This window comes from Phenylobacterium hankyongense (assembly GCF_003254505.1).
GTDB lineage: Bacteria > Pseudomonadota > Alphaproteobacteria > Caulobacterales > Caulobacteraceae > Phenylobacterium > Phenylobacterium hankyongense.
The window spans coordinates 2,392,073-2,414,207 of sequence record NZ_QFYP01000001.1 but is presented as its reverse complement, the minus strand read 5'-3'; the positions used below and the strand labels follow the sequence as shown (position 1 = coordinate 2,414,207).

Below are 22,135 nucleotides of genomic sequence, written 5' to 3'. Positions count from 1 at the left end.
CGAGGCCGAGCATCGGTCGCTCTTGTCTCACCAGGAACGGCCAGGCGCGTTGTGGTCGGAGGCGACTCAGATACCATAGCTGGTAGGGAACAAAGGCTGAATTGGCGCGGGTCGCCGATTCGGTCCCGATTCGTTTCGCCGATGTTCCGCCATTCCCCATTCTGGTGTTTTGCTCAGCCGCGGCCCGCGCCCGCCGCCGGCTCATAGCGGGCGGTGATCATGTGCGTGGCGTCGATCCGCTGGCCGTGGGTGTCGATCAGTTCCAGGTGGACGTGGTCGGTCATGCCGCCGGGATACTTCTGCTCCAGGCTGTGGTGGGTGCCGATCGGCCGCCCGACGGCGACGGTCTGGCCGACCGCGACGCTGGGGTCGATGTAGAAGACCCGCGCCTCGTAGCGCAGGGCCGGATTGGTGATCTCGACGAACTTCAGGTTTTCGTCGCCGGCGTAGGCGTAGCCGATCTTGCTGACATAGCCGGAGATCGGCGCCACCAGCGGCTGACCGGCGTCGGCCATGAAGTCGACGCCCTCGTGCTTGCGCTCGCCGGCGTCGCGCCGGGCGCCGAACTCGCCGCAGCCATAGGCGTCGGTCTTGCGGGTGTCCTTGCCGGTGGGATTGGCGAAGTCGGGCTGACCGTCGCCGTCGATGTCGGCGCCTTCCCAGACCAGTTGTTCCGGCGCGGGCCGGTAGGCGGTGAACGCCGCGTGCTGGGCTGGACCGAACACGGCGGCGGGACGGCCGATCGCGCCGTGATGGATCACCGGGGCGGCCAGCGTCGCCGTGCCCGCCAGCGCCGCGCCGAACGCGACGGCCTGCAGCAGCCGATCCCTGACCCGGGCGGAAACGCGACCGTGTTCGTCGTGCATGGATACCCCAGCTGTCCTCGATGATGATCGCCGCCGCACCGGACTTGAGGCCGGCTTCGGCATGCGCGCCCGGCTCTAGACCCGGAACACGCGGCTGATTTGTGGCTGAGCGCTGCCGTGGCGCCGCTCCGGCCGAGAGACGGATGTGGGCCTTCGGGACGCCGTTGTTATGCGACATGCGGACGCGGACTTGCCTGAAAAGCCCTCGAGGCGTACTGACTGACCGGTCAGTTATCAGTGGATATCATGCTTCCGTCCGGCCAGCCCAAGTTCCGCCGCCGCAAGGCCGAGCGCCCCAGCGAGATCATCGACGCGGCGCTGGCGGTGTTCGCGGAGAAGGGGTTTGCGGCGGCCAAGCTCGACGAGATCGCCGCCCGCGCCGGCGTGTCGAAGGGCGCCCTCTACCTCTACTTCGCCACCAAGCAGGACCTGTTCCGGGCGGTGGTGGAGCAGGCCATCGCCCCCAACCTGCATCTGATCCGCACCGCCATCGCCGCCCACCCGGGCCCGATCTCCGACCTGCTGCGACTGATCGCCGGGCGGCTGGCCGAGGTGGTCGAGCGCCTGCCCGTCGGCGGGGTGGTGAAGATGGTGATCGGCGAGGCCCGGAACTTCCCCGAGCTGGCCCGCGTCTGGCACGACGAGCTGGTGGCCCAGGCGCTTGACGCGATGACCGACGCGATCCGGGCCGCCCAGGCGCGCGGCGAGGTCCGCCCCGGCGACCCCCGCGCCTACGCCGTCCAGTTCGTCGCGCCCATGCTGGTGGGCGTGATCTGGCGCGAGACCTTCGTGCCCGTGGGCGCGCGGCCTTTCGACCTGCCGGCGCTGATGCGCCAACACATCGAGACCCTGCTCACCGGACTGCTGACCGAGGAGGCGCACGCGTGAGCCGCCAACGCCTGCTGGTCGCAGCCCTGATCCTGGCGGCGGTCGCCATCGTCACCGCCCTGGTGCTGATCCCGCGCCTGGGCCGCACCGCGACCCTGTCCGGCTATGTGGAGGGCGAGCCGCTCTACCTGGCCGCGCCGGTGGCGGGCACGGTCAGGGCCATGCACGTGGTCCGCGGCCAGGAGGTGAAAGCGGGCGACGCGCTGTTCGTGGTGGACCCCCAGCAACCCAGGTCCCTGCGCGACCAGGCCGCCGCCGACCTCGCCGCCGCACAGGCCCAGGCCATCGACGCCCGCAAGGGCCAGCGGCCGGTGGAGCTCGCGGTGCTTGAGGCCAATATCGCCGCCGCCGAGGCCCGCGCCCGCGACGCCCAGGCGGCGTTGCGGCGGGTCTCGATCCTGGCCGGTAAGGGCTACGAGTCTCGCGCCGCGCTGGACGACGCCCGCGCCGCCGCCCAGACCGCCGCGGCCCAGGTCGCCGCCGCCCGGCGCCAGCGCGACGCCGCCACGCTTGGCGCCCGGGAGGACCAGATCCGCGCCGCCGACGCCCGGGTCAGCCAGGCGCAGGCCAGCCTCACCGGCGCCGCGGCCCGGCTGGCCGACGTGGCGCCGATCGCGCCGGAGGCCGCCCGCGTGGAGGACGTCTTCTACCAGCAGGGCGAATGGGCCAACGCCAACCAGCCGATCCTCTCCCTGCTCCCGGACGCCCGGATCAAGGTGCGGTTCTTCGTGCCCGAGCGGCAGCTGGCCGCCTACCGTCCCGGCGGCGTGGTCCGCTTCTCCTGCGACGGCTGCGCCAGGGGGATGACGGCGAAGATCGCCTACATCAGTCCGCGCCCCGAGTTCACCCCGCCGGTCATCTACAGCCGCGAGACCCGCGACCGCCTGGTCTATCTGGTGGAGGCCCAGCCCAGCGTCCGGCTCAATCCCGGCCAGCCGGTGGACGTGATCGCCTTGAGGGCCGGGCCGTGACACTGGCCATCGACGTCGCCGGCCTGAACAAGAGCTTCGGGGACAAGCACGTCGTCAACGACGTCACCATCCAGGTGGCGGAGGGCCGGATCTGCGGCTTCCTGGGGCCGAACGGCTCGGGCAAGACCACCACCCTGCGCATGCTCTGCGGCCTGCTCACCCCCGACAGCGGGCGCGGGACCTGCCTGGGCTTCGACATCATCCGCGAAGCCGACCAGATCAAGCGGCGCACCGGCTACATGACCCAGCGGTTCTCGCTCTACGAGGACCTGACCATCGCCGAGAACCTGCAGTTCACCGCCCGGGTCTATGGCCTCGACCGCCGTCGTGAGCGGGTCGACCAGGCGCTGGAGCGCCTGGGCCTCGCCGCCCGCCGCGACCAGCTGGCCGGCACGCTTTCCGGCGGCTGGAAGCAGCGCCTGGCGTTGGCGTCGGCCACCCTGCACGAGCCGCGCCTGCTGCTGCTGGACGAGCCCACCGCCGGCGTCGATCCCAAGGCGCGGCGCGACTTCTGGGACGAGATCCACGTCCTGGCCGAGCAGGGCCTGACCGTGCTGGTCTCCACCCACTACATGGACGAGGCCGAGCGCTGCCACGAGATCGCCTACATCAGCTACGGCAAGCTGATCGCCCGCGGCACGGCGCAGGAGGTGGTGCAGCGCGCCGGCCTGATCACCTTCCACGGCGAGGGACCGGACATCGGCCGGCTGGCGCACGAGATGGCCGGCAAGCCGGGGGTCGAGACCGTCGCTCCGTTCGGCGCCGCCCTGCACGTCAGCGGCACCGACCGCGCCGCCCTGGAGGCGGCTGTCGCGCCCTGGCGCCGGGCTCCGTACCGCTGGACCGAGGTCGAGCCGACGCTGGAGGACGTCTTCATCCAGCTGATGGGCCAGGCGGAGGACAACTTCGCATGAACGGCTTTTCCGCCAGCCGGGTGCTGGCGATCCTCGTCAAGGAGTTCAAGCAGCTCACCCGCGACCGCCTGACCTACGCCATGGTGCTGGTGCTGCCGGTCGTGCAGCTGATGCTGTTCGGCTATGCGATCAACACCGAGCCTCGCCACCTGGCGACCGCGGTGCTGGTGCAGGAGGACAGCCGCTTCGCCCGCTCGGTGGGCGCGGCGCTGAAGAACTCCGCCTTCTTCGACGTGGTGGCCCAGGCGCGCAGCCCGGCCGAGCTGGACGCCATGATCCGCCGCGGCGAGGTGCAGTTCGCGGTCACCATTCCCGGCGACTTCACCCGCCGCGTGGCGCGCGGCGACAAGGCCCAGATCCTGGTCGAGGCCGACGCCACCGACCCGGCGGCCACCGGCGGCGCGGTGGCGGCGCTGGCCGCCCTGCCCGCCCAGGCGCTGGCCCACGACCTGAAGGGCGCGCTCAGCCCGTTGGGCCAGGGCCAGCCGCCGTTCGATGTGGTGGTGCACGCCCGCTACAATCCCGAGGCCGTCACCGCCTTCAACATCGTCCCCGGCCTGCTGGGGGTGATCCTGTCGATGACGCTGGTGATGATGACCGCGCTGAGCGTCACCCGCGAGACCGAGCGCGGCACGATGGAGAGCCTGCTGGCCACGCCCTTGGAGCCGATCGAGGTGATGGTCGGCAAGCTGACGCCCTACGTCATGGTCGGGCTGGTGCAGACCACCATCATCCTGCTGCTGGCCCGCTTCCTGTTCGGCGTGCCGATGGCCGGCGGCTGGATCGGCCTGACGCTGGCCATCAGCCTGTTCATCATCGGCTCGCTGGCCTTGGGATTCCTGATCTCCACCCTCGCCCGCTCGCAGCTGCAGGCCATGCAGATGAGCGTCTTCTACATCCTGCCCTCGATCCTCTTGTCCGGCTTCATGTTCCCGTTCCGCGGCATGCCGGCGTGGGCCCAGGCGATCGGCCAGCTGATCCCGGTGACCCACTTCCTGCGGGTGGTCCGCGGCTCGCTGCTGAAGGGCCAGGGCCTGGGCGATCAGTGGCGCGAGCTGCTGGCGCTGCTGGCCTTCGTCTGCGTGGTCACGGCGCTCGCCATGGCCCGCTACCGGCGCACGCTGGACTAGGCGGCGCCGACGCACGCCGGGCTTCAGATGGCGGCGCACGGAACGGATCGTGGCGTTTGGGAGTCATTCTCCACAGTGCAGGTTTTTGCGTAGGAGTTGGAAGCGTTGCCCGGTCACGAGGCGTTCCCTGCCCCCTCGTCGTCGCCCTCAAGGCTTCGCTTGTCCGACTCTCGCGCCAACCCCATTTTCTTCCCATGAGCCATCGCCCGACTGGCGCGGCTCCGCCCCGGCTGGTGGCGGTGCTTGGGCCAACCAACACCGGCAAGACCCACCTGGCGGTGGAGCGGATGCTGGGCCACGCCTCCGGCATGATCGGCCTGCCGCTCAGGCTGCTGGCGCGCGAGATCTACGACCGCATCGTCAAGGCGCGCGGCGCCCGCTGCGTGGCCCTGATCACCGGCGAGGAGAAGATCGTCCCGCCGCGGCCGCAGTACTTCGTCTGCACCGTGGAGGCGATGCCGCTCTCCCGCGAGGTCGAGTTCCTGGCCATCGACGAGATCCAGCTCTGCGCCGACCCCGAGCGCGGCCACGTCTTCACCCACCGCCTGCTGCATGCCCGCGGCACGGCGGAGACCATGCTGCTGGGGGCCGCCACCATGGCGCCGCTGGTCCGCCGCCTGCTGCCGCACGCCGAGATCACCTCGCGCGAGCGGTTCTCCCACCTCACCTATTCCGGCCCGAAGAAGCTGACCCGCCTGCCCCGGCGCTCGGCCATCGTCGCCTTCGGGGCCGACCAGGTCTACGCCATCGCCGAACTGATCCGTCGGCAGCGCGGCGGCGCGGCGGTGGTGATGGGCTCGCTCTCGCCCCGCACCCGCAACGCCCAGGTCGCCCTCTACCAGTCCGGCGAGGTCGACTTCCTGGTGGCCACCGACGCCATCGGCATGGGCCTGAACATGGACGTCGACCACGTGGCCTTCGCCGGCCTGCGCAAGTTCGACGGCAAGCGCACTCGCTTCCTGCATCCGCAGGAAGTCGGCCAGATCGCCGGCCGCGCCGGCCGCTACCAGCGCGACGGGACCTTCGGCGTCACCGGCGAGGCCGAGGACATGGACCCCGACCTCGTGCAGGCGGTGGAGGAGCATCACTTCCAGCCGGTGCTGGGCGCCGAATGGCGCAATCCCAGGCTCGACTTCTCGTCGCTCGCCAACCTGATGCGCTCGCTGGCCCAGACGCCGGACCGCGAGGGCCTGCAGCTGTCGGCCGAGGCGCTGGACGAGACCACCCTGCGCCAACTGGCCTCCGACCCGGCCGTGACCGACCGCGCCCGCGACCGCTCGGCGCTGTTCCGCCTGTGGGACGTCTGCCAGACGCCGGACTTCCGCAAGGTGGCGGCCGAGGAGCACGTGCGGCTGGTGAAGGACTTCTTCTTCCACCTGACCACCGGCCGGCAGCGGATCCCGGAGGACTGGATCGCGCACCAGTACGCCTACGTGAACCGCACCGACGGCGACATCGACGCCCTGGCGACGCGGCTCTCCAACGTCCGCACGCTGGCCTACGTCGCCAACCGGCCGGACTGGCTGGCCGACGCCGCCGGCTGGCAGGGCAAGACGCGGGGACTGGAAGACCGGCTCTCCGACACCCTGCACGAGAAGCTGATGGCCCGCTTCGTCGACCGGCGGACCAGCGCCCTCATGCGCGGCTTGCGGGTGCGCGAGGAGATGCTGGCCGGCGTCGCCGCCGACGGCGCCGTCACCGTCGAGGGCCACTACGTCGGCAAGCTGACCGGCGTGCAGTTCGAGGCTGCGCACGGCGCCTCGGTGCTCGAGGAGAAGGCGCTGCGGGCGGCCGCCACCCATGCGGTGGGACCCGAGATCGCCCGGCGCCTGGGCCGGCTGGCGGGCGAGCCGGACGAGGCCTTCCTGCTGACGCCCGACGCGGTGGTGGTCTGGCGCGGCGACGCGGCGGGCGTGCTGTCCGGCGGCCAGCCGTTCGCGCCGCGCGTGCGCCTGCTCGGCGAGCTCGGTCCCGAGCCGGCCCGCCAGCGCGCGGCGCGCCGGCTGGAAGCCTTCGTGGCCAGCGAGGCCGCGCGCCGCCTCGCGCCCCTGCGCAAGCTCGAGGCCGCGGTGGCCGACGGCAAGGTCAACGGGCTCGCCCGCGGCCTCGCCTATCGGCTGATCGAATCCGGCGGCGTGCTGGACCGGGCGGAGGTGCGGACCGAGACCCGCGCGCTGAGCCAGGTGGAACGCCGCGCCCTGCGCAGCCTGGGGGTCCGCATCGGCGCCTTCTCGCTCTACATGCCCGGCCTGCTGAAGCCCCAGGCCCGCGCGCTCACCCAGGCGCTGGCGGCGCGCGAGGCGCCCCACTGGCGGCCGGCCGCCGACCGCCTGAGCCGGCTGCCGCAGCCGGCCCCCGGCCCGCGGGTGTTGTCCGCCTACGGCCTGCGCGCCGTGCGGGACCATGCCGTGCCGGTGGAGCAACTGGAGCGGCTGGACGAACTGCTGCGGGCCGGTGAGAAGCGCGGGCCCGGCGTCCTGCTGTCCGACCAGGCCCGCGAGGCGCTCGGCTGGAGCGAGACCGAGGCCCAGGACATCCTCCGCGGCCTGGGCTTCGCGCCTGCCAACCGGGCCAAAGCCGGCGAGCCGATCGCCTGGCGTCGCCGCGGCGAGCACCGGCCTGCCCCGGCGCCGGGCGCCCGGCCGAACTCGCCGTTCGCGGCGCTCGCGGCCCTGCAGCCTCAGGCGGCCCCGGCTTCCGCCCGTCGCCCCCGCCGCCGGCGGAGGCCCAAGGCGGTGCGCGCATGAGCGACGACGCCTGCCGCGCGGACGTCTGGCTGTGGCGCGCGCGCTTCTTCAAGACCCGCTCGCTGGCGGCCAAGTTCGTCGAGGAAGGCCGCGTGCGGCTGACCCGCCACGGCCAGGAGACCCGGCTCGACAAGTCCGCGCGCCCGGTGAAGGTCGGCGACATCCTGGTGTTCGCGGTCGGCGGCAAGCTGATCGCGGTGGCGGTGGAAGCGACGGGCGAGCGCCGCGGACCGCCGGCGGAGGCGCGGGCGCTCTATTCTTCCCTGGACGCGGCCTGACGTTCCCCCTACGTTCCAGCCAAGCTAAGTCTGGGGGGACCAGCGAATGACCGATCCGACTGCAGATGCGCCGTCACGGCGGCGCCCATGGCTGGCCGGCCGGTCGGGCCGCCGCGAGTACTGGCTCCTGGTGGCGATGATCTTCGCTCTCGGCTTCGCCCTGAGCTTCATTCCCGGACTGAGATCGGCGAACTCCGCATTGACCGTCGTCCTGGCGCTGGTGCAGGCGCGCCGGATCCATGACTTCGGCCGGACCGGCTGGTGGGCGCTCCTCGCCGCTGTGGCGCCGGCCGCCTGCCTGCCGCTGATGATGGTCATCTCGATGGAGGCCGCCCTGGGCGTCGGACTGCTGCTCGAGCTGGCGCTGATCGTCTGGATCGGCGCCGTTCCCGGCGACACCGGCGAGAACCGGTTCGGCCCTTCGGTCGCCTTCGCCTGGAAGCGGGCCCTCGTCGGCCGCTGATCGCGACGCAAGCCTCTATCCGCGCTTGCAGATTTCTTGGTGACGCCAAGCTGACCGCGGCATTGACAAGCGGCGGCCACGCCGTGAAAAACCCGCGCCCCTTTCGAGAGGGAACGTCGCCGGAGCTTTCAGTCCGCCATGACCTACATCGTGATGGATCCCTGCATCAAATGTAAGTTCATGGACTGCGTGGAGGTGTGCCCGGTCGACTGCTTCTATGAGGGCGAGAACTTCCTGGCGATCAATCCGGACGAATGCATCGACTGCGGCGTCTGCGAGCCGGAGTGCCCGGTGGACGCCATCAAGCCCGACACCGAGGACGATCCCGACGGCAAGTGGCTGCGAATCAATTCCGAATATTCGCGCGTCTGGCCGAACATCACGGTGAAGGGCGAGCCGCCGGCGGACGCCGAAACGTTCGAGCGGGAAACCGGCAAGCTTGAGAAATACTTCTCCGAGAAGCCCGGCCGAGGCTCCTAGAGGCCTCGCCACCCGGCCCGGGATGGCGGTCCGCCCGCCGGGGCAAGCCTTTCATTCGGCTTAATTTTATGCTATGCCCTCTTGGGACGTGACGATGAGGCTGTGCCTTGCGCGTCTTCCTGAAGATCAGCCGTCCGGGCCGGTTACCCCCGGAAAAGGCCAAGGGTGTCTTAAGAGGTCTACTTCCGCATCCAACGATAACGCCACCGCGATCTTCCGCGGAAGACGAGGCTTTGTCGCTTGGCGGGAGCTCGCGTCAGCGGTCCGAGATGATTACGGACAAAGGATTTGAGAGGGTTTCTCGATGAGCAAGAACGGTCACGATTTCTCGGTTGGCGATCACGTCGTCTACCCCGCGCATGGCGTGGGTCAGGTGCAGGGGATCGAAACCCAGGAAGTCGCCGGTCTGAAGCTTGAGGTTTATGTCATCACCTTCGACCACGAAAAGATGACGCTGCGCGTGCCGACCGCGAAGGCCAAGACCGCCGGCCTGCGCCCGCTGGCCGAGACCAACGTGGTCTCCCAGGCGCTGACCACCCTGAAGGGCCGCGCGCGCGTGAAGCGCACCATGTGGTCGCGCCGGGCCCAGGAATACGAAGCCAAGATCAACTCCGGCGACCTGATCTCCATCGCCGAGGTGGTGCGCGACCTGCACCGCGCCGAGAACCAGCCGGAACAGTCCTATTCCGAGCGCCAGCTCTATGAATCGGCGCTGGACCGCATGGCTCGCGAAGTCGCCGCCATCGAGCGGATCGACCGCGACGCCGCCATCGGCATCCTCAACAAGTCGCTGGTGAAGGCGGTCGCCGCCTAAGGCCGGCCCGACCCACCCACCTGCGTTCGAGACGCCCGGCCTCACCGCCGGGCGTTTTCGTATGCGGCCTAATCCGCCTCGGCGGCGGCCAGCACAGGCTCCGGCTCCAGCCTCGCGTCTGGGCCGCGGTCGAGTTCGGCCTTCAGCTTTTCGCGGTCGAGGTCTCCTTCCCAGCCGGCGAGGACCAGGGTGGCCACGCCGTTGCCGACCAGGTTGGTCAGGGCCCGGCACTCGCTCATGAAGCGGTCGACGCCGACCAGCAGGGCCAGGGCGGCGATCGGCAGGTCGGGGATCACCGCCAGCGTCGCCGCGAGCGTGATGAAGCCCGCGCCGGTCACCCCGCTGGCGCCCTTGGACGTCAGCATGGCGATGCCCAGCAGGCTCAGCTCCTGCCCCCAGCTGAGCGGCGTGTTGGTCGCCTGCGCCAGGAACAGGGTCGCCAGCGTCATGTAGATGTTGGTGCCGTCGAGGTTGAAGCTGTAGCCGGTCGGGATCACCAGGCCGGTGGTGGTCTTGCCCGCCCCCAGGCGCTGCAGCTTCAGCATGATCTGCGGCAGCACCGACTCCGACGACGAGGTGCCGAGGACGATCAGCAGCTCCTCGCGGATGTAGGCCACGAACTTCAGGATCGAGAAGCCCGACAGCGCGGCGATGGCGCCCAGCACCACCAGCACGAACAGGATCGAGGTCAGGTAGAAGGTCCCGATCAGCGCGCCCAGGTTGACCAGCGCGCCCAGGCCGTACTTGCCGATGGTGAAGGCCATGGCCCCGAAGGCCCCGATCGGCGCCAGCTTCACGATCACCGCGATGATCCCGAAGAACAGCTTGGCGATGCCGTCGAGCACGTCGGAGACCCGCTCGCCGAACTCGCCCATCCGCGTGCAGGCGAAGCCGGTGAGGACGGCGATCACCAGCACCTGCAGCAGCTGGCCGCCGGTGAAGGCGCCCACGAAGGTGTCGGGGATCAGCTTCAGCAGGTAGTCGACCACGCCGGTGCTGTGCGCCGCCTTGGCGGCGTATTCGGCGCCGATCTTCGGGTCGAGCGTGGCGGGATCGACATTGAAGCCCTGGCCCGGATGCGCCAGGTGGCCGACGACCAGGCCGAGCACCAGGGCCACCGTCGAGACCACCTCGAAATAGAACAGCGTCCGCGCGCCCAACCGTCCGAACGCCTTCAGGTCGCCCATCCGCGCGATGCCGCCGGCCACGGTGCAGAAGATCACCGGCGCCACGGCCATCTTGATCAGCGAGACGAAGGCGTCGCCCAGCGGCTTCAGCGAGGCGCCGACGTGCGGCCAGAGCGCGCCGACCAGCACCCCCAGCGCCACGCCGATCAGCACCTGTACGTAGAGCACACGGAAATGACGCGTGACCGCCATGGCAGACCTCCCCCCGGAATCCAATTCGGCCGCCGCCGTTTGCAGGCCCGCCCCGTTAGGCTATCACGCCCTCCGCGTGGCCCGGTAGCTCAGCCGGATAGAGCAGGGCTTTCCTAAAGCCAAGGTCGGGGGTTCGAGTCCCTCCCGGGCCGCCACCGCAACGCCTCGCGCGGGTCTCTCGGGAGATTCGCCGTAAGCGCCTTTTTTCATCAAGGGCGGGCAATTTCGCGCCAGATTTTAGCGCCTGTCTTCACCTTGAAAGCAGCAGCCAACGCGCCGCGAGCTGCTTGCCAACTCCAACACCCCTGCCTCCGCCCCGGACTGCTGACCGGGCCGGCGATCTGTCAGCCTGTGAGCCGATCGAAGTAGGCAGGGTGATCCGTCGCGGTCAGCAGACCGTAGACCATCGCTGCGGCCAGCAGGACGATGAGCGCGATCACTGCAACATCGATGACGTTCTCGAAGCCTTCCAACCGCAGGAACAGCGGATGACGATGCGCCGGGGCGACATCGGCCCTGGCGTGGCGGCGAAATCGGGGGAGGTGGAAGTGCGGCGCATGCAGGTTGGGAGCTCTCAACGTGACCTCCTCAAGCTCGATCCGCAGAGCACGCTGCGTAGGCGCCCGTAGCGCCCCTGCGCTTGCTCAACTTCGTAGGGCTGACGCCGGTTCCCAGGAGCTATCGCCGGCCAAGGCTAGGCGAAAGCCGTGTCCGCAGAGACCGTCTCGACCGCAGGTCCGGATCGCGGCGCAATGGTTTCTCTGGGTGCAGAAGCTGGGCGCAACTCCGTCTCGCGGTGAGCGGTGGCTGCGGAATATGCGACTGGCCGGTAGACGCTCCGCTCGATCACCGTGCCCGACCGGTCGTGGATGACGAGCCAGGCCGTGGCGCCTCCGGAAGCCAGGCAGGTGGCGAGCCTGCGTCCCTGGGCCTCGGCCTGAGCGCCCGACCGGAACGCGAGCGTGGCCTTCAGGACGCTCGTCGTCACGAGCCAACCGGCTTGCACCGGCAAGACGTAAACGTGGTGCATCGACAATTCCTCCCCGAAGTTGCCGTAAGGGAAGCTTGGCATGCGCGACGCTGGGCGAACAGCGTTATTTTCGCCGATTGCAGTGACTGGACTGCGATCGCCAGCCCCCTTCCCGCGGTGGCGGTTGCGGCTTGAATCGGCCTGCGCCGCCGCCTAGCTTCGCCGCCGAGGAATTTGCTCTCCTGCCGGGGTGCGGGAGCCACGTTGGGAGAGCCGCTTGAGGCCCAATCGATCCATGCTGGCGGACCTCGTGGTCGGCTGCGCGCTGGCGGTGCTGGTCGGGGGTTTCGCCGCCTACCTGTGGTCGCTCACCGGGGCGCGGATCCCGCAGGATCCCGACTATTTCAACGCCGACTTCGACCGGATCACCCGCAACTACCTCGATCCGCTGTCCAGCTTCCACCGGCTGAACGTGCATCCGCTGTTCGGCCTGGTCTGCATCGCCTTCCAGCACCTGTTCGCCGGCGCGACGGATATGCGCCGGCCGTTCCAACTGCTGTCGGCGTTCAACGGCGCAGCCTTCGCCCTGACGCTCTATGCCTGCCTGCGCACCTGGGACTGCCGGCGGCTGGCGGCGGCGGCGGCGGTGCTGTTCGGCGCCGCGTTCGGCAGCTTCATCTACTGGGCGGGGATGCCGGAGGAGCACTTCCTCGGCGGGCTGACCGTGCTGGGCGTGTTCATCATGGCGCGGCGGGTCCCCGCCGACCCCGCCCGCCGCGGCCTCCACTCGGCCGCGATGTTCGCGCTCGCCTATTCGCTGACGGTGACCAACGCCATGGCCTGGCTGTTCGCCCAGGTGCGCTACGACAGCCTGCTGCGGCGGCGGATCCGGGCCTTCCTCGCCGAGAACATCCGGCGGATTCCGGAGCATGTCCTGGCGGTGCTGGCGGGCCTGGGGATCATCGCCATCGGCATGGCGATCACCTGGTACGGCCTCTACAACCGGCTGATGGGCCGCCTGCTGGATATCTTCCGGGAGGGCAAGTACGTCACCGCCGACACCTCGGCCTTCTACGGCGGCCTGCACGCAGTGGGCCTGGTCAGTCCTGAGCTGCCGCTGGCCTGGCTGGTCAACCTGCTGGCGGTGGCGGGGCTGGCGGTCGGTGTCTGGCGGCTGCGGCGCGGGCCGATCTTCATCCCGCTGTTCGGACTGTTCGGCTTCCTGCTGCACTGCGCCTACCAGCGCCCGCTGGCCTTCCTGTTCGCCCCCGAATACGGGCCGGCCGTGGCCGCGTCGCTGGCCCTGACGCTGTGTGCGATCGCCCCGCGCGCCGCGCCGGCGGCGCTCCTCGCAGCGACGCTCGGGCTCGGCGCGGCGAATTTCGAAGCCTACCGCCAGACGCTCGCCACCGACGCGCCCAGGACCCTGCCGCTGGCGAGCTACGGTCTCGTCCAGCCGGCGCCGCGCAGCATCCCGCCCCTGCCGCCCGGCATCCTGCGGACGCCCTGACGGCTCAGCCGACGGGCTCGTCCGCATCGTCGCCGGGGCGGGCGCCGCCGAAAACCAACAGGCGCGCCGAGCCGAAATTCCAGAACAGCACCACGCCGGTCGCGACGACCTGGGCTGCGAGGTAATGCAGGCCGACGCGAATGAGCGCCGCGACGATCGCCGCATTGATCGCCCCGCCGATGGCGATCAGGGCCAGGAACTTGAGGAAGCTGGCGGCGAGCGCCGGCCGGGCGTCGAAGGTCAGCCAGCGGTTGAGGCTGTAGCTGACCGCCCCGCCGGTGAAGAAGCCGATGGTGGTGGACAGGACCTTCCCCCGCCCAAGGACCTCCACGAGGATCGCCAGCACCGTGTAATGGACCGCCACGGCCGCCACCCCGACCGAGGCGAAGCTCAGGAATTGCCGGAGCAGGCGCGGCGGAATGGCCGAGACGATCTTGCGGGCCAGTGTCACCTCGCCTCCTGCGATCCCGTGATCGCAGCGGCGTCGGTGCGAACGCCGATCCACTACATCAGCAATGGGCGGATAGGCCAGGGCGCCCTGCCGCAACAGATTGGCGCATCGAGGCGTACGCCGTCGCCCGATCCTCAGACGAAGTCGATGCGGAAGATGTAGCCGCTGCCTGGGCTGCGATGCAGCTCCCAGCCCGGGTGCACGCCAGCGTCGCAGCTGTAGAGGACGCCGTCGCGGCAGGCGAGGCCATGCGGGTCGGCGCTGCCCGGGACGAACTCGGCGGTCTCCAGCAGCACGCCGGTGGCCGCATCGTATTTGGCGAGGCCGGCGATCTCCCCGGCTCCGACGCCTGTGCCGGTGACGATCCACAGGGCGCCGTTGTCGTAGGCGAGGTCGTGGGTGCGCGGGAAGGTCCAGGGGATGAGGTATTCCGGCGCCCAGGTCTTGGCGTCGACCCGCAGGATGCCGCGCAGGCGGTTGGCGGTGAGGTAGAGCTTGCCGGCATGGTAGGCCGCGCCGTGGTCGCCGCCGCCGCCCAGCGGGATGTCCCGACGCGCCACCAGCCGGGAGTTCAGGTCGGTCTGGTAGATGCCGTTCGGCTCGGCGTTGCCGCCGACCCAGAGATAGCCGCCGCCGTAGGCCAGGCCGCTGGTGTTCTTGGATTCCGTGCGAACGGTCTTCAGGAGCTTGCCGTTCATGTCCAGGAGGTTGACGTTCGACGACGAGCCGATGCCTTCGACGGTGAGTTGCTCGGCGACCCAGAAGCCCTCCGGCGCGACATCCATGCCGTTGGGATAGCCCTCGGGACTCTTGAACATCAGCGTCGATTTCACCTTGCGGTGAGGGACCTCGGCCGCACGCCGGGTCTCACGCTGGATGCGCAGCTGGTCGGCCGTCAGGGGCTGGGCGGAGGCGGCGCGCGCCGCCGCCAGACCCAGGCCGACGCCCACGCCCATGCCGGCGCTGAGGAACTCGCGTTTATTCATGGCTGCCTCCCCTGAGACCGCCGGCCGAACCTCGCGCAGGGCGACGTCCTACCGGCTGCCTGCCGTCGCGATCGAGCCCGGCCGGGCGTCGAACTTCAGCGTCGCGGCGTCGTCGCGGGTCAGCGCCTTGCCGTCGAAGCGGTAGACTTCGATGTCCTTGCCGAGCGCGCACTGCAGCAGCACCGTTCGGCCGTCGTCGCTGAAGATCGCGCCCTGGCACCAGCCCCCCGAATGGGCCTCCGCCACCCGCGTGACCTGGGTTCCGCGCACGCGATAGACCTGCAGCAGGCCGTAGGGGTGGTAGCCCGGAGCGGTCGGGGCCGCGGCCGAGCCGTTGGCCACCACCACGGCCAGGTATTTGCCGTCGTTCGAGCGGGCGACGTGCTCCGGCGTCACGCCGACGTCGATGCTGTTCACGGCCTTGGTCGCCAGGTCGACGGCGGTGATGGTGCCGACCACGGGCGGACCGCCGGGCGCAGGCTTCGGCGCGCCTTCGGGCCGCGGCCGGCCGCCGAGGTTGGTGTTGTAGGCGACGCGGCCGTCGGGGCTGTAGACGGCGCCGTAGGGCTGCACGCCGGTGGTGACCGCCGTATCGCTCACCGTCACCTGGGAGCCCTTGACGTCGAGGCGGACCAGCTTGCCCACGCCCTGGCCGACCACCATGGCGGACTTGGCGTCGGGGGCGAAGACCACGTCGGTGGGGTGGTATCCCGCCGGCAATTGGACCTTGCCCGCCGGCGTCAGCTTCTTGCCGGCCACAGTGAAGACGGAGATCGTGTCGTTGCTGTTGCTGGCGACCAGCGCCAGGGTTCCGGCGCGATTGATCGTGACGCCGGCCGCGCCGGGGCTGACCTCCAGCGTCTGCAGGATCTTCGGCGCGCTCGGCTGGGCGAGATCGACCACCGAGACCACGCCCGCCAGCTCGAGCGAGCCCGCCGCATTGAGCCGTTGGCCCGCAGTGACGATGGCGAAGCTGGCGTTGCGGGCGACCGCCACGGCCGAGGGCGCGCCGATCATGCTGGCCGGCGCAGCCACGGAGCCGAGCACCTTGGGCGGGTAACGGCGCAGGTCGATGACGGAGATGCTGTCCGCGGTGCGCGCGCTCGGCGGATCCCCCGGACGCAGCTGCTTTCCGTCGTTGGCGGAGACCGCGAGCTGGGCGTGGGCGACCGTGGACGCCCCCATCAGGACGGCGGCGGCGAGTAGGTGGGCGGCGATCTTCATCTGGCGGTCTCCCCGACGGCACGCTGTTGATTTTGGAACGCTGGCCGGCCTGGCGGCGGTCGCCGGCGGCGGGAAAGAACCTCCCACCGCCGGCAATGGCCTGCCCGGCTCTCCGGCGCCTTAGAACGCGGCCCGGAAGCCGACCGACATCAGGCGGCCCAGCGCGTTGGACGTGAAGCCGTTGAAGCCCCAGGCGCCGACGCCGACCCCGGTGGTGTTGCCGTTGTAGAACGGCGGGTCCTTGTCGAAGAGGTTCTTGACGTCGATGTAGACCTGGCTGCCGTTCAGCAGATCGCCTTCGAACTCGTAGGAGGCGTGCACGTCGAAGGTCAGGTCGGCCTTGACCGGGTCGCCGCCGCCGATCGGATTGCCCGAGGCGTCGCTGAGCACCGGCAGGATCGAGGTGTTGATCCAGTTGTGGTACTTGCCGGTGTAGTTGGCGAACACGTCCACCGCCACCGGACCCTTCTGCCAGCCGACCTGCCCGCGGGCCTTCGTCTGGATCGACGGGAACTGCGAGTTGTAGCCGGAGGTGTTCAGCACGCTGAACGGCGCGTCCCCGAAGTCCTGGTCGAACTTGGTGAAGTAGGTGAGCGAACCGCCGAGCGTGAAGGTCCCTAGCGCATCGGTCGGGATGCGGTAGCTGAACATTGCGTCGATGCCCTGCACGTCCAGGTTCAGGACGTTGCCGACGTCGCGGTTGATCATGAAGTATACGGTGGGCGGCAAGGTAGCCCCGACCGTCGCGCCGTTGTCGACGTTGGTGAACACCCGCACCTGCTCGGGGGTGCAGCCGGAGGGGCAGATGGTCAGGCGGTTGTGCAGCGCCGCGGAGTTGATGATCAGCGGCTGGGCCGGCGAGGCGACGCCGCCGGTGAAGGTGTTGGCCCAGTAGGTGACGTTGGCGACCAGCCCCGGGATGAAGGGCGGGCTGAAGTCGACGCCGACCGACCAGCTGTCGCCGGTCTGCGGCACGACGCCCGCGAACCCGGCCCCGAGGGAACGGTCCAGGCCCGGGTTGAGCGTGCCGCCGACGGTGCAGGTCGGGCCGGTCACCGTCTGGCAGCCCGGCACGTTGCGCACTTCGGGATAGAGGGCGAAGGGCACCGCGATCTGGGTGCTGGCGTTGGTGCCGGTGGCGCCCCGGAGATAGCCCTGGCTCGGGTCGCCGACCTGGTTCAGCGGCGGCGCCACGAACGACTTGGCGTAGTTGCCGCGCAGCTTGATCCAGTCGTTGACCTGCCAGTTGGCGGCAATCTTCGGGTTCTTCGTGGACCCGAAGTCGCTGTAATTGTCGATCCGGCCCGAGATGTTGACATCGAGGGCCTGGACGAACGGCACTCCCATGCCCTCGGAGATCAACGGGAACAGGAACTCGACGTAGCCGGACTTCACCTTCCGCGGGCCCAGGTTGGACACGAAGTAGCGCGCGCCCAGGCTGGTGTTGCTGGTGTTGTTCGGGCTGACCGCGTCGACGTTCTGCTTCACCCACATGTATTCCGCCCCGGCGGCCATCCGCACGGCGCCGGCCGGAAGGTCGAAGAGCTTGCCCTGAACCTCGAACTTGGTCTGGTAGAAGATGTTGAGGTGCTGGGTCTGGGTGTTGTTGACGTAGAGCTGCTTCAGCACGGCGTCTGAGGTGCGATTGCCCCACACGTCCAGGGCGTTCGCGGTGGTCAGCGGCAGGTTCAGCGCGACGATGTTCTGGCCGGGGACCGCGCTGGTGGTGGTGCTGCCGTTGGACTGCGACGTCCCGTTGAGGTCCAGCACGGCGCAGGTGGAGCAGAAGACGTTGCGCTGGCGCTGGACGCTGTTGCTCCAGGCCATGGCGTTGCTGAACGTCATCGACCAGTCGTTGGTCAGCTTATAGTCGGCGACGCCGGTGAGGTAGACGGTGTTGTTCTCGTAGTTGTCCGTGCCGTAGTCGTTGGCGCTGTTGAGCGCGAGGTAGCTGACCGTCTCCTGGGTCGCGCCCGGCTCCCCGGCCGGCGCCATGAAGAACGGATTGATCTGGCCGCCCTTGCCCGAGCCCGGGCCATAGACGGTGATGTTGTTCAGCGCGCCGGGCAAGCCCGAGGCGAAGGTCTGCAGGCGGTTGTAGATGAACTTGCCGGTGACCGAGAGCTTGTCGCTGAAATCATTGGTGAAGACGGCCATCACGCCTTCGCGCTCCACCCCCGGGATCGCGGTCCCGTAGATCGAGGTGTTGCAGGGGCCGTTGGCCGCCGTGCCCGGGATGGTCGTGGTGGCCGACGGCGACAGATAGACGTTCGAGCCCGACGCCGGCGTGCGGATGGTCGCGGGGGAGCAGGTGAACTGGTTGGTGTTGCTGCCGCCCACGCTGCGGTAGTCGCCTTGGCTCAGGAACGGGCGCAACTTGTTGGCGAGCTGGTCCTGGCTCAGGTACTGACCGGCGATGTAGAAGCCGCCGGTGTCCCAGGTCTTCCCCCAGATCGCGTTGAGGTCGTAACTCTTGTAGTGGTCGGCCGAGCCGGCCCGGCCGTTGACCTGCAGCCCGTTGAAGGTCTTGCGGGTGATGAAGTTCACCACGCCGGCGACCGCGTCGGAGCCGTAGATCGAGGAGGCGCCGTCGGCGAGCACCTCGACCCGTTGCAGCGCCGAGGTCGGGACGATGTTCGGGTCGGTCTGGGCGTACTGCAGGCCGCCGCCCGGCATCCGCAGGCCGTCGACCAGCGCCAGGGTGGTGTTGCTGCCGCTGCCGGCCAGGCTGTGGATCTGCGGCGCATAATAGGAATAGGCGCTCTGGCCCTGGGGCGTGGAGCCCGCAGTGGTGATCGCGGGCACGGTGTTGACGAGTTCCGTCACGCTGGTCGCCGCGGTCTTGGTGATCGCTTCCTGACCGACCGACACCAGGTTGGAGCCGACCGGCGCGACGCCGCGGATGCTCGACCCGGTGACAACCACTTCTTCCAGCTGCGCGGGCGCGGCGGCCGCCGCGGCGGCGCTGCCCTGTGCGTCGGCCGTCGTGGCGAAGGACGAGGTGGCTACGATGAGGGCGATCAGCGACCCGCCCACCTTCAGGTTACGCGACATGATGTGTGCCCCCTCCCGGGATATGGATTTGCTTTTTCTGAGCGGGCCGTCGAAAGCCCGACCCGGTCTCCGTCGGGCGCCGCGCGAGCGACGTCCGGTGGGACCAGAAACCCAATGTTGCATACAGCTTTTGGATTCACAAGCCACAGCCAAGGCTTTTGTATGCAACCAGCGATGGCGTGGGCAGGACTGTCGACAGCTGAGTCGCACAGGGCGGCGCCCGATCAGTCGACAGGAGCCCGGCGGCGTCTCGGCGGAGGCGTTTTGCCAAGCGCGGCAATAACCGCCCCCGCCGACTCGTGACCCGTCAGGTACCGGCGGCGGAAAGGCCTACCAGGGCTGCTGGCGCTTGGTGAACGCCCGGCCCTTGTCAGCCGCCGGCGTATCGCCGCCCGTGCAGATCATCGTGCCGTCCTTGATCTGGTCGATCACAGTGTTTTCAGAGCAGGAATTGAGGAACTTGATGTGCGCGATCTTGGTGGCCGCCAGCACGCGGGCGCGGGCCGCGACCATGGCCGGATGCTGGACCGAGGGCGGCGCCCCCGGCGTCGGACGCCCAACCAGATAGAAGCCCTGGTCGCCCGGTCCCCACTCGGCGAAGGCCAGGCCGGGCACCTTGGTGATCTCCTCGGCGCGCGCCACCGAGCGCGGATTCTCGAGTTTCACGCCGAGCATGATCTCGCCGTCCGGGTTCAGCGGCCAGACGTCGGCGCGGCGCAGGTACTCGTCTTCCGAGATGCCCCAGATCTTCGCCGCGAACACCTGGCTGCCGGCCCCGCGCATGCCGTGGTTCAGGCCCTGGACCTGCGGCGCGAACGGATAGCGGGTGGCTTCGACCAGCACGCGCGCCGCCTCGGGCGACTCGGTCTGGCACAGCAGGATGCCGTGCACCCCGGCGGCCAGCGTCTGTTGGATCATCCAGACGTTGGCCTTGGCGCTGGCTTCGTCCGAGCCGGCCATCGGAAGGGTGGCGATGACGGTGGGGGTGCGGTGGCCGGTCCGCGTCGGCCCGCCGTCCGCCAGGCCCTGCATGAAGGCGCGCAGTTCCTTGATGTCGAAGAGGCCGTGCTCCATGTCGTAGAGGATGTAGTCGGCCTTGGTGGAGGCCAGCCGCTTGCCGTCCTCGTAGCCGCCAGCGGAGGTCTGCGAGTAGTAGACCGGCTGGCCCGACTCCAGGATGTCGATGGCGCGGTTGATGCGCTTGGGCGCCGGGGCGCTGCGGGGTGCGGCGGCCCCTTGCGCGGCGGCCGGCTGCGCCGCCGCGGCGGCAGCGGCGGCCAGGACGCTGAGCGCCGCAACATAGGCCAGATGCTTCTTCATGGTCGCTCTCCCCTATTCCCCGCCGGTGTATCGTCGGCTGTCGTCGTCAGGCCGTCGCGGTCTCGACGACCGTCTTCTTGGACCGGCTGTCTGTGAGCGCAGCGGTCGGGTCGATGAACATCCAGCCGATCGCCCCCACCACGGCGGCGGCGGCGGCGACCAGGAAGGACCCGGACCAGCCGAGGCTCTCCGCCAGAATCGGGGTGATGGCCGCCACGGTGGCGCCGCCGAGTTGCGAGCCCATGTTCATGACGCCCGACACCGAGCCCGCGGACGAGCGGCCGATGTCGGCGCTGATCGTCCAGAAGGCGCTTTGCGACAGGTAGAGCGAGCCCGATCCGAGGGCGAGCACCACGGCCGCCAGCCGCGCGTCGGCGACCTGGGTGGCGATGGTCACGAACACCGCGGTGAGGGCCATGCCGATCACCGCCGGAGCGCATCGGCCGATACGCTTGCCGAAGCGCGGGCACAGGCGGTCCGAGATCCAGCCGCCCGCCGGAGAGGCCAGGGCCATGGCGATGAACGGCAGCATTCCGTAGATGCCGCTGGACTTCAGATCGAGGCCGCGGACCTGCGACAGGTAGGTGAAGAACCAGGTGAAGAAGATCCACGCCACATAGCCGAAGCAGAAGTAGCTGAGGGTCAGCAGCGCCACCTGCTTGTTGAGGATGATCGAACCCCAGCTCGCCAGCCTGGGCGAGTCCACGGCGGCCTGGGTGACCTCGTCGGAGGCGATGTAGGCGAGCTCCGCGGGCTTCACCCACGGGTGGCCGGTCGGCTTTTCGCGGGCCATCAGCATCCAGGCGACCAGCGCCACCAGGCCGATGACCGCCGTGATCTGGAAGGCCGTGCGCCAGTCGTGGGCCAGCATGACGCGGGTGATCAACGGCGGAGCGATCCCCGCGCCGATGCCGACGCCGGCGAAGATCAGCCCGTTGGCCAGCCCGCGCTCTTGAGACGGGATCCAGGAGGCCACCAGCCGGTTGCCCGCCGGGAAGATGACCGCCTCCCCGACGCCGAGGATGAAGCGCACGGCCAGCATCAGTCCCAGCGCATTGGCGTAGCCGGCGGGGATCAGCGCGGTCGCCGAGGTCAGCACGCTCCACCACAGGATCCCGACCGCGATCACCTTGTAGGGACCGAACCGGTCCGCCAGGCGGCCGGCGAACGGCTGGGTGAAGGCGTAGCCGAAGACGAAGGCGCTGAAGACCATGCCCAGCTGTCGATCCGACAGGCCCAGGTCCGTCTTGATGTGCGGCGCGGCGATCGAGATGTTGGCGCGGTCGAGGTAGGACACCGCGGCGACGGCGAACACCAGGAAGACCATCAGCCATCGCACCTTGCCGACGCGTGCGACAGCGGCGGGCGCCGACCCGTTCATTGGACTACTCCCCTGGCGGACGTTGCGAAGCGGGTGAAGGTGTGCGGCCGGGGCCCCGGACGAAGGTGGCCGGATACCGCCGGGATCCCGGCGCCCGGCGCAGGGCCGGGTGTCTGGTCGAACGCGAGCCGTCGATCCGCCACGCCTCCCCCCTGTGTTGCCCACCCGCCTGCAGGCGCTGCGGCCGGGAAGGTCGCGGCGCTGAAGGCCGCTTCTCTTGATGTCAGCGTTGCATGCAATCTACGGGGAGAGCAACGGCCTTTTGTATCATTTTGTAGCGCCTCCGAAACGTCGCGACGTTTTGGCGGC

The 22,135-nt window shown here is 69.6% G+C and carries 20 protein-coding genes and 1 tRNA gene; 11 read left to right on the top strand and 10 right to left on the bottom strand.

Annotation, left to right across the window (positions count from 1 at the left end):
• Positions 1-173 precede the first annotated feature (173 nt).
• Entirely contained in the window at positions 174-866 is a 693-nt protein-coding gene (locus DJ021_RS11630; protein WP_111457703.1) for a peptidoglycan DD-metalloendopeptidase family protein, read from the bottom strand.
• 246 nt (positions 867-1,112) lie between these two features.
• On the opposite strand from DJ021_RS11630, the gene DJ021_RS11625 reads away from it, so the two are divergent.
• The 9 genes from DJ021_RS11625 (at position 1,113) to DJ021_RS11585 (ending at position 9,551) form a co-directional block, all read left to right on the top strand.
• Positions 1,113-1,754 carry a TetR/AcrR family transcriptional regulator gene (locus tag DJ021_RS11625; RefSeq protein ID WP_111457702.1) on the top strand — a complete coding sequence of 214 codons (642 nt, stop codon included), beginning with the start codon at positions 1,113-1,115 and terminating at the stop codon, positions 1,752-1,754.
• A complete protein-coding gene (locus tag DJ021_RS11620; protein WP_111457701.1) occupies positions 1,751-2,725 on the top strand; it encodes an HlyD family secretion protein in 975 nt (324 codons plus the stop codon). Before DJ021_RS11625 ends, DJ021_RS11620 begins: the two co-directional genes overlap by 4 nt.
• Positions 2,722-3,639: an ABC transporter ATP-binding protein gene (locus DJ021_RS11615; RefSeq protein ID WP_111457700.1), complete on the top strand. Its 918-nt coding sequence runs from the start codon at positions 2,722-2,724 to the stop codon at positions 3,637-3,639. Before DJ021_RS11620 ends, DJ021_RS11615 begins: the two co-directional genes overlap by 4 nt.
• A complete protein-coding gene (locus DJ021_RS11610; RefSeq protein ID WP_111457699.1) occupies positions 3,636-4,769 on the top strand; it encodes an ABC transporter permease in 1,134 nt (377 codons plus the stop codon). Before DJ021_RS11615 ends, DJ021_RS11610 begins: the two co-directional genes overlap by 4 nt.
• Positions 4,770-4,963: 194 nt before the next feature.
• A complete protein-coding gene (locus DJ021_RS11605; protein ID WP_111457698.1) occupies positions 4,964-7,516 on the top strand; it encodes a helicase-related protein in 2,553 nt (850 codons plus the stop codon).
• Positions 7,513-7,794: an RNA-binding S4 domain-containing protein gene (locus tag DJ021_RS11600; RefSeq protein ID WP_111457697.1), complete on the top strand. Its 282-nt coding sequence runs from the start codon at positions 7,513-7,515 to the stop codon at positions 7,792-7,794. The genes DJ021_RS11605 and DJ021_RS11600 overlap by 4 nt, the downstream gene beginning before the upstream one ends.
• A gap of 46 nt (positions 7,795-7,840) precedes the next feature.
• Positions 7,841-8,257, top strand: a complete 417-nt coding sequence (locus DJ021_RS11595; RefSeq protein WP_111457696.1) for a DUF805 domain-containing protein — start codon at positions 7,841-7,843, stop codon at positions 8,255-8,257.
• Between the two features lie 138 nt (positions 8,258-8,395).
• On the top strand, positions 8,396-8,737 hold the full coding sequence (gene fdxA / locus DJ021_RS11590; RefSeq protein ID WP_111457695.1) for a ferredoxin FdxA: 342 nt from the start codon (positions 8,396-8,398) through the stop codon (positions 8,735-8,737).
• Between the two features lie 304 nt (positions 8,738-9,041).
• The gene (locus DJ021_RS11585; protein WP_111457694.1) at positions 9,042-9,551 is read left to right on the top strand and encodes a CarD family transcriptional regulator; all 510 of its coding nucleotides are present in this window, start codon (positions 9,042-9,044) and stop codon (positions 9,549-9,551) included.
• A 68-nt stretch (positions 9,552-9,619) separates the two neighbouring features.
• On the opposite strand, the gene DJ021_RS11580 is transcribed toward DJ021_RS11585, so the two are convergent.
• Positions 9,620-10,930, bottom strand: coding sequence for a dicarboxylate/amino acid:cation symporter (locus DJ021_RS11580; protein ID WP_111457693.1), 1,311 nt, complete (start codon positions 10,928-10,930; stop codon positions 9,620-9,622).
• Positions 10,931-11,008: 78 nt separating this feature from the next.
• On the opposite strand from DJ021_RS11580, the gene DJ021_RS11575 reads away from it, so the two are divergent.
• Positions 11,009-11,085: transfer RNA gene (locus DJ021_RS11575), tRNA-Arg, on the top strand.
• 189 nt (positions 11,086-11,274) lie between these two features.
• On the opposite strand, the gene DJ021_RS18710 is transcribed toward DJ021_RS11575, so the two are convergent.
• Positions 11,275-11,508, bottom strand: a complete 234-nt coding sequence (locus tag DJ021_RS18710; protein ID WP_133254995.1) for a hypothetical protein — start codon at positions 11,506-11,508, stop codon at positions 11,275-11,277.
• 116 nt (positions 11,509-11,624) lie between these two features.
• The gene (locus DJ021_RS11570; protein WP_133254994.1) at positions 11,625-11,960 is read right to left on the bottom strand and encodes a hypothetical protein; all 336 of its coding nucleotides are present in this window, start codon (positions 11,958-11,960) and stop codon (positions 11,625-11,627) included.
• Positions 11,961-12,177: 217 nt separating this feature from the next.
• On the opposite strand from DJ021_RS11570, the gene DJ021_RS11565 reads away from it, so the two are divergent.
• On the top strand, positions 12,178-13,410 hold the full coding sequence (locus tag DJ021_RS11565) for a hypothetical protein (protein ID WP_133254993.1): 1,233 nt from the start codon (positions 12,178-12,180) through the stop codon (positions 13,408-13,410).
• A 4-nt stretch (positions 13,411-13,414) separates the two neighbouring features.
• Here the strand turns inward: DJ021_RS11565 and DJ021_RS18925 are convergent, their stop codons facing one another.
• The 6 genes from DJ021_RS18925 to DJ021_RS11540 form a co-directional block, all read right to left on the bottom strand.
• Entirely contained in the window at positions 13,415-13,861 is a 447-nt protein-coding gene (locus DJ021_RS18925) for a GtrA family protein (protein WP_165837199.1), read from the bottom strand.
• A gap of 134 nt (positions 13,862-13,995) precedes the next feature.
• Complete coding sequence (locus DJ021_RS18920; protein ID WP_165837198.1) at positions 13,996-14,847, bottom strand: NHL repeat-containing protein; 852 nt, start codon at positions 14,845-14,847, stop codon at positions 13,996-13,998.
• Between the two features lie 48 nt (positions 14,848-14,895).
• Entirely contained in the window at positions 14,896-16,071 is a 1,176-nt protein-coding gene (locus DJ021_RS11555; protein ID WP_111457689.1) for a YncE family protein, read from the bottom strand.
• A 120-nt stretch (positions 16,072-16,191) separates the two neighbouring features.
• Entirely contained in the window at positions 16,192-19,125 is a 2,934-nt protein-coding gene (locus tag DJ021_RS11550; RefSeq protein WP_165837197.1) for a TonB-dependent receptor plug domain-containing protein, read from the bottom strand.
• A gap of 330 nt (positions 19,126-19,455) precedes the next feature.
• A complete protein-coding gene (locus tag DJ021_RS11545; RefSeq protein WP_111457687.1) occupies positions 19,456-20,445 on the bottom strand; it encodes an aldolase/citrate lyase family protein in 990 nt (329 codons plus the stop codon).
• A 46-nt stretch (positions 20,446-20,491) separates the two neighbouring features.
• Complete coding sequence (locus tag DJ021_RS11540; protein WP_111457686.1) at positions 20,492-21,826, bottom strand: MFS transporter; 1,335 nt, start codon at positions 21,824-21,826, stop codon at positions 20,492-20,494.
• Positions 21,827-22,135 lie beyond the last annotated feature (309 nt).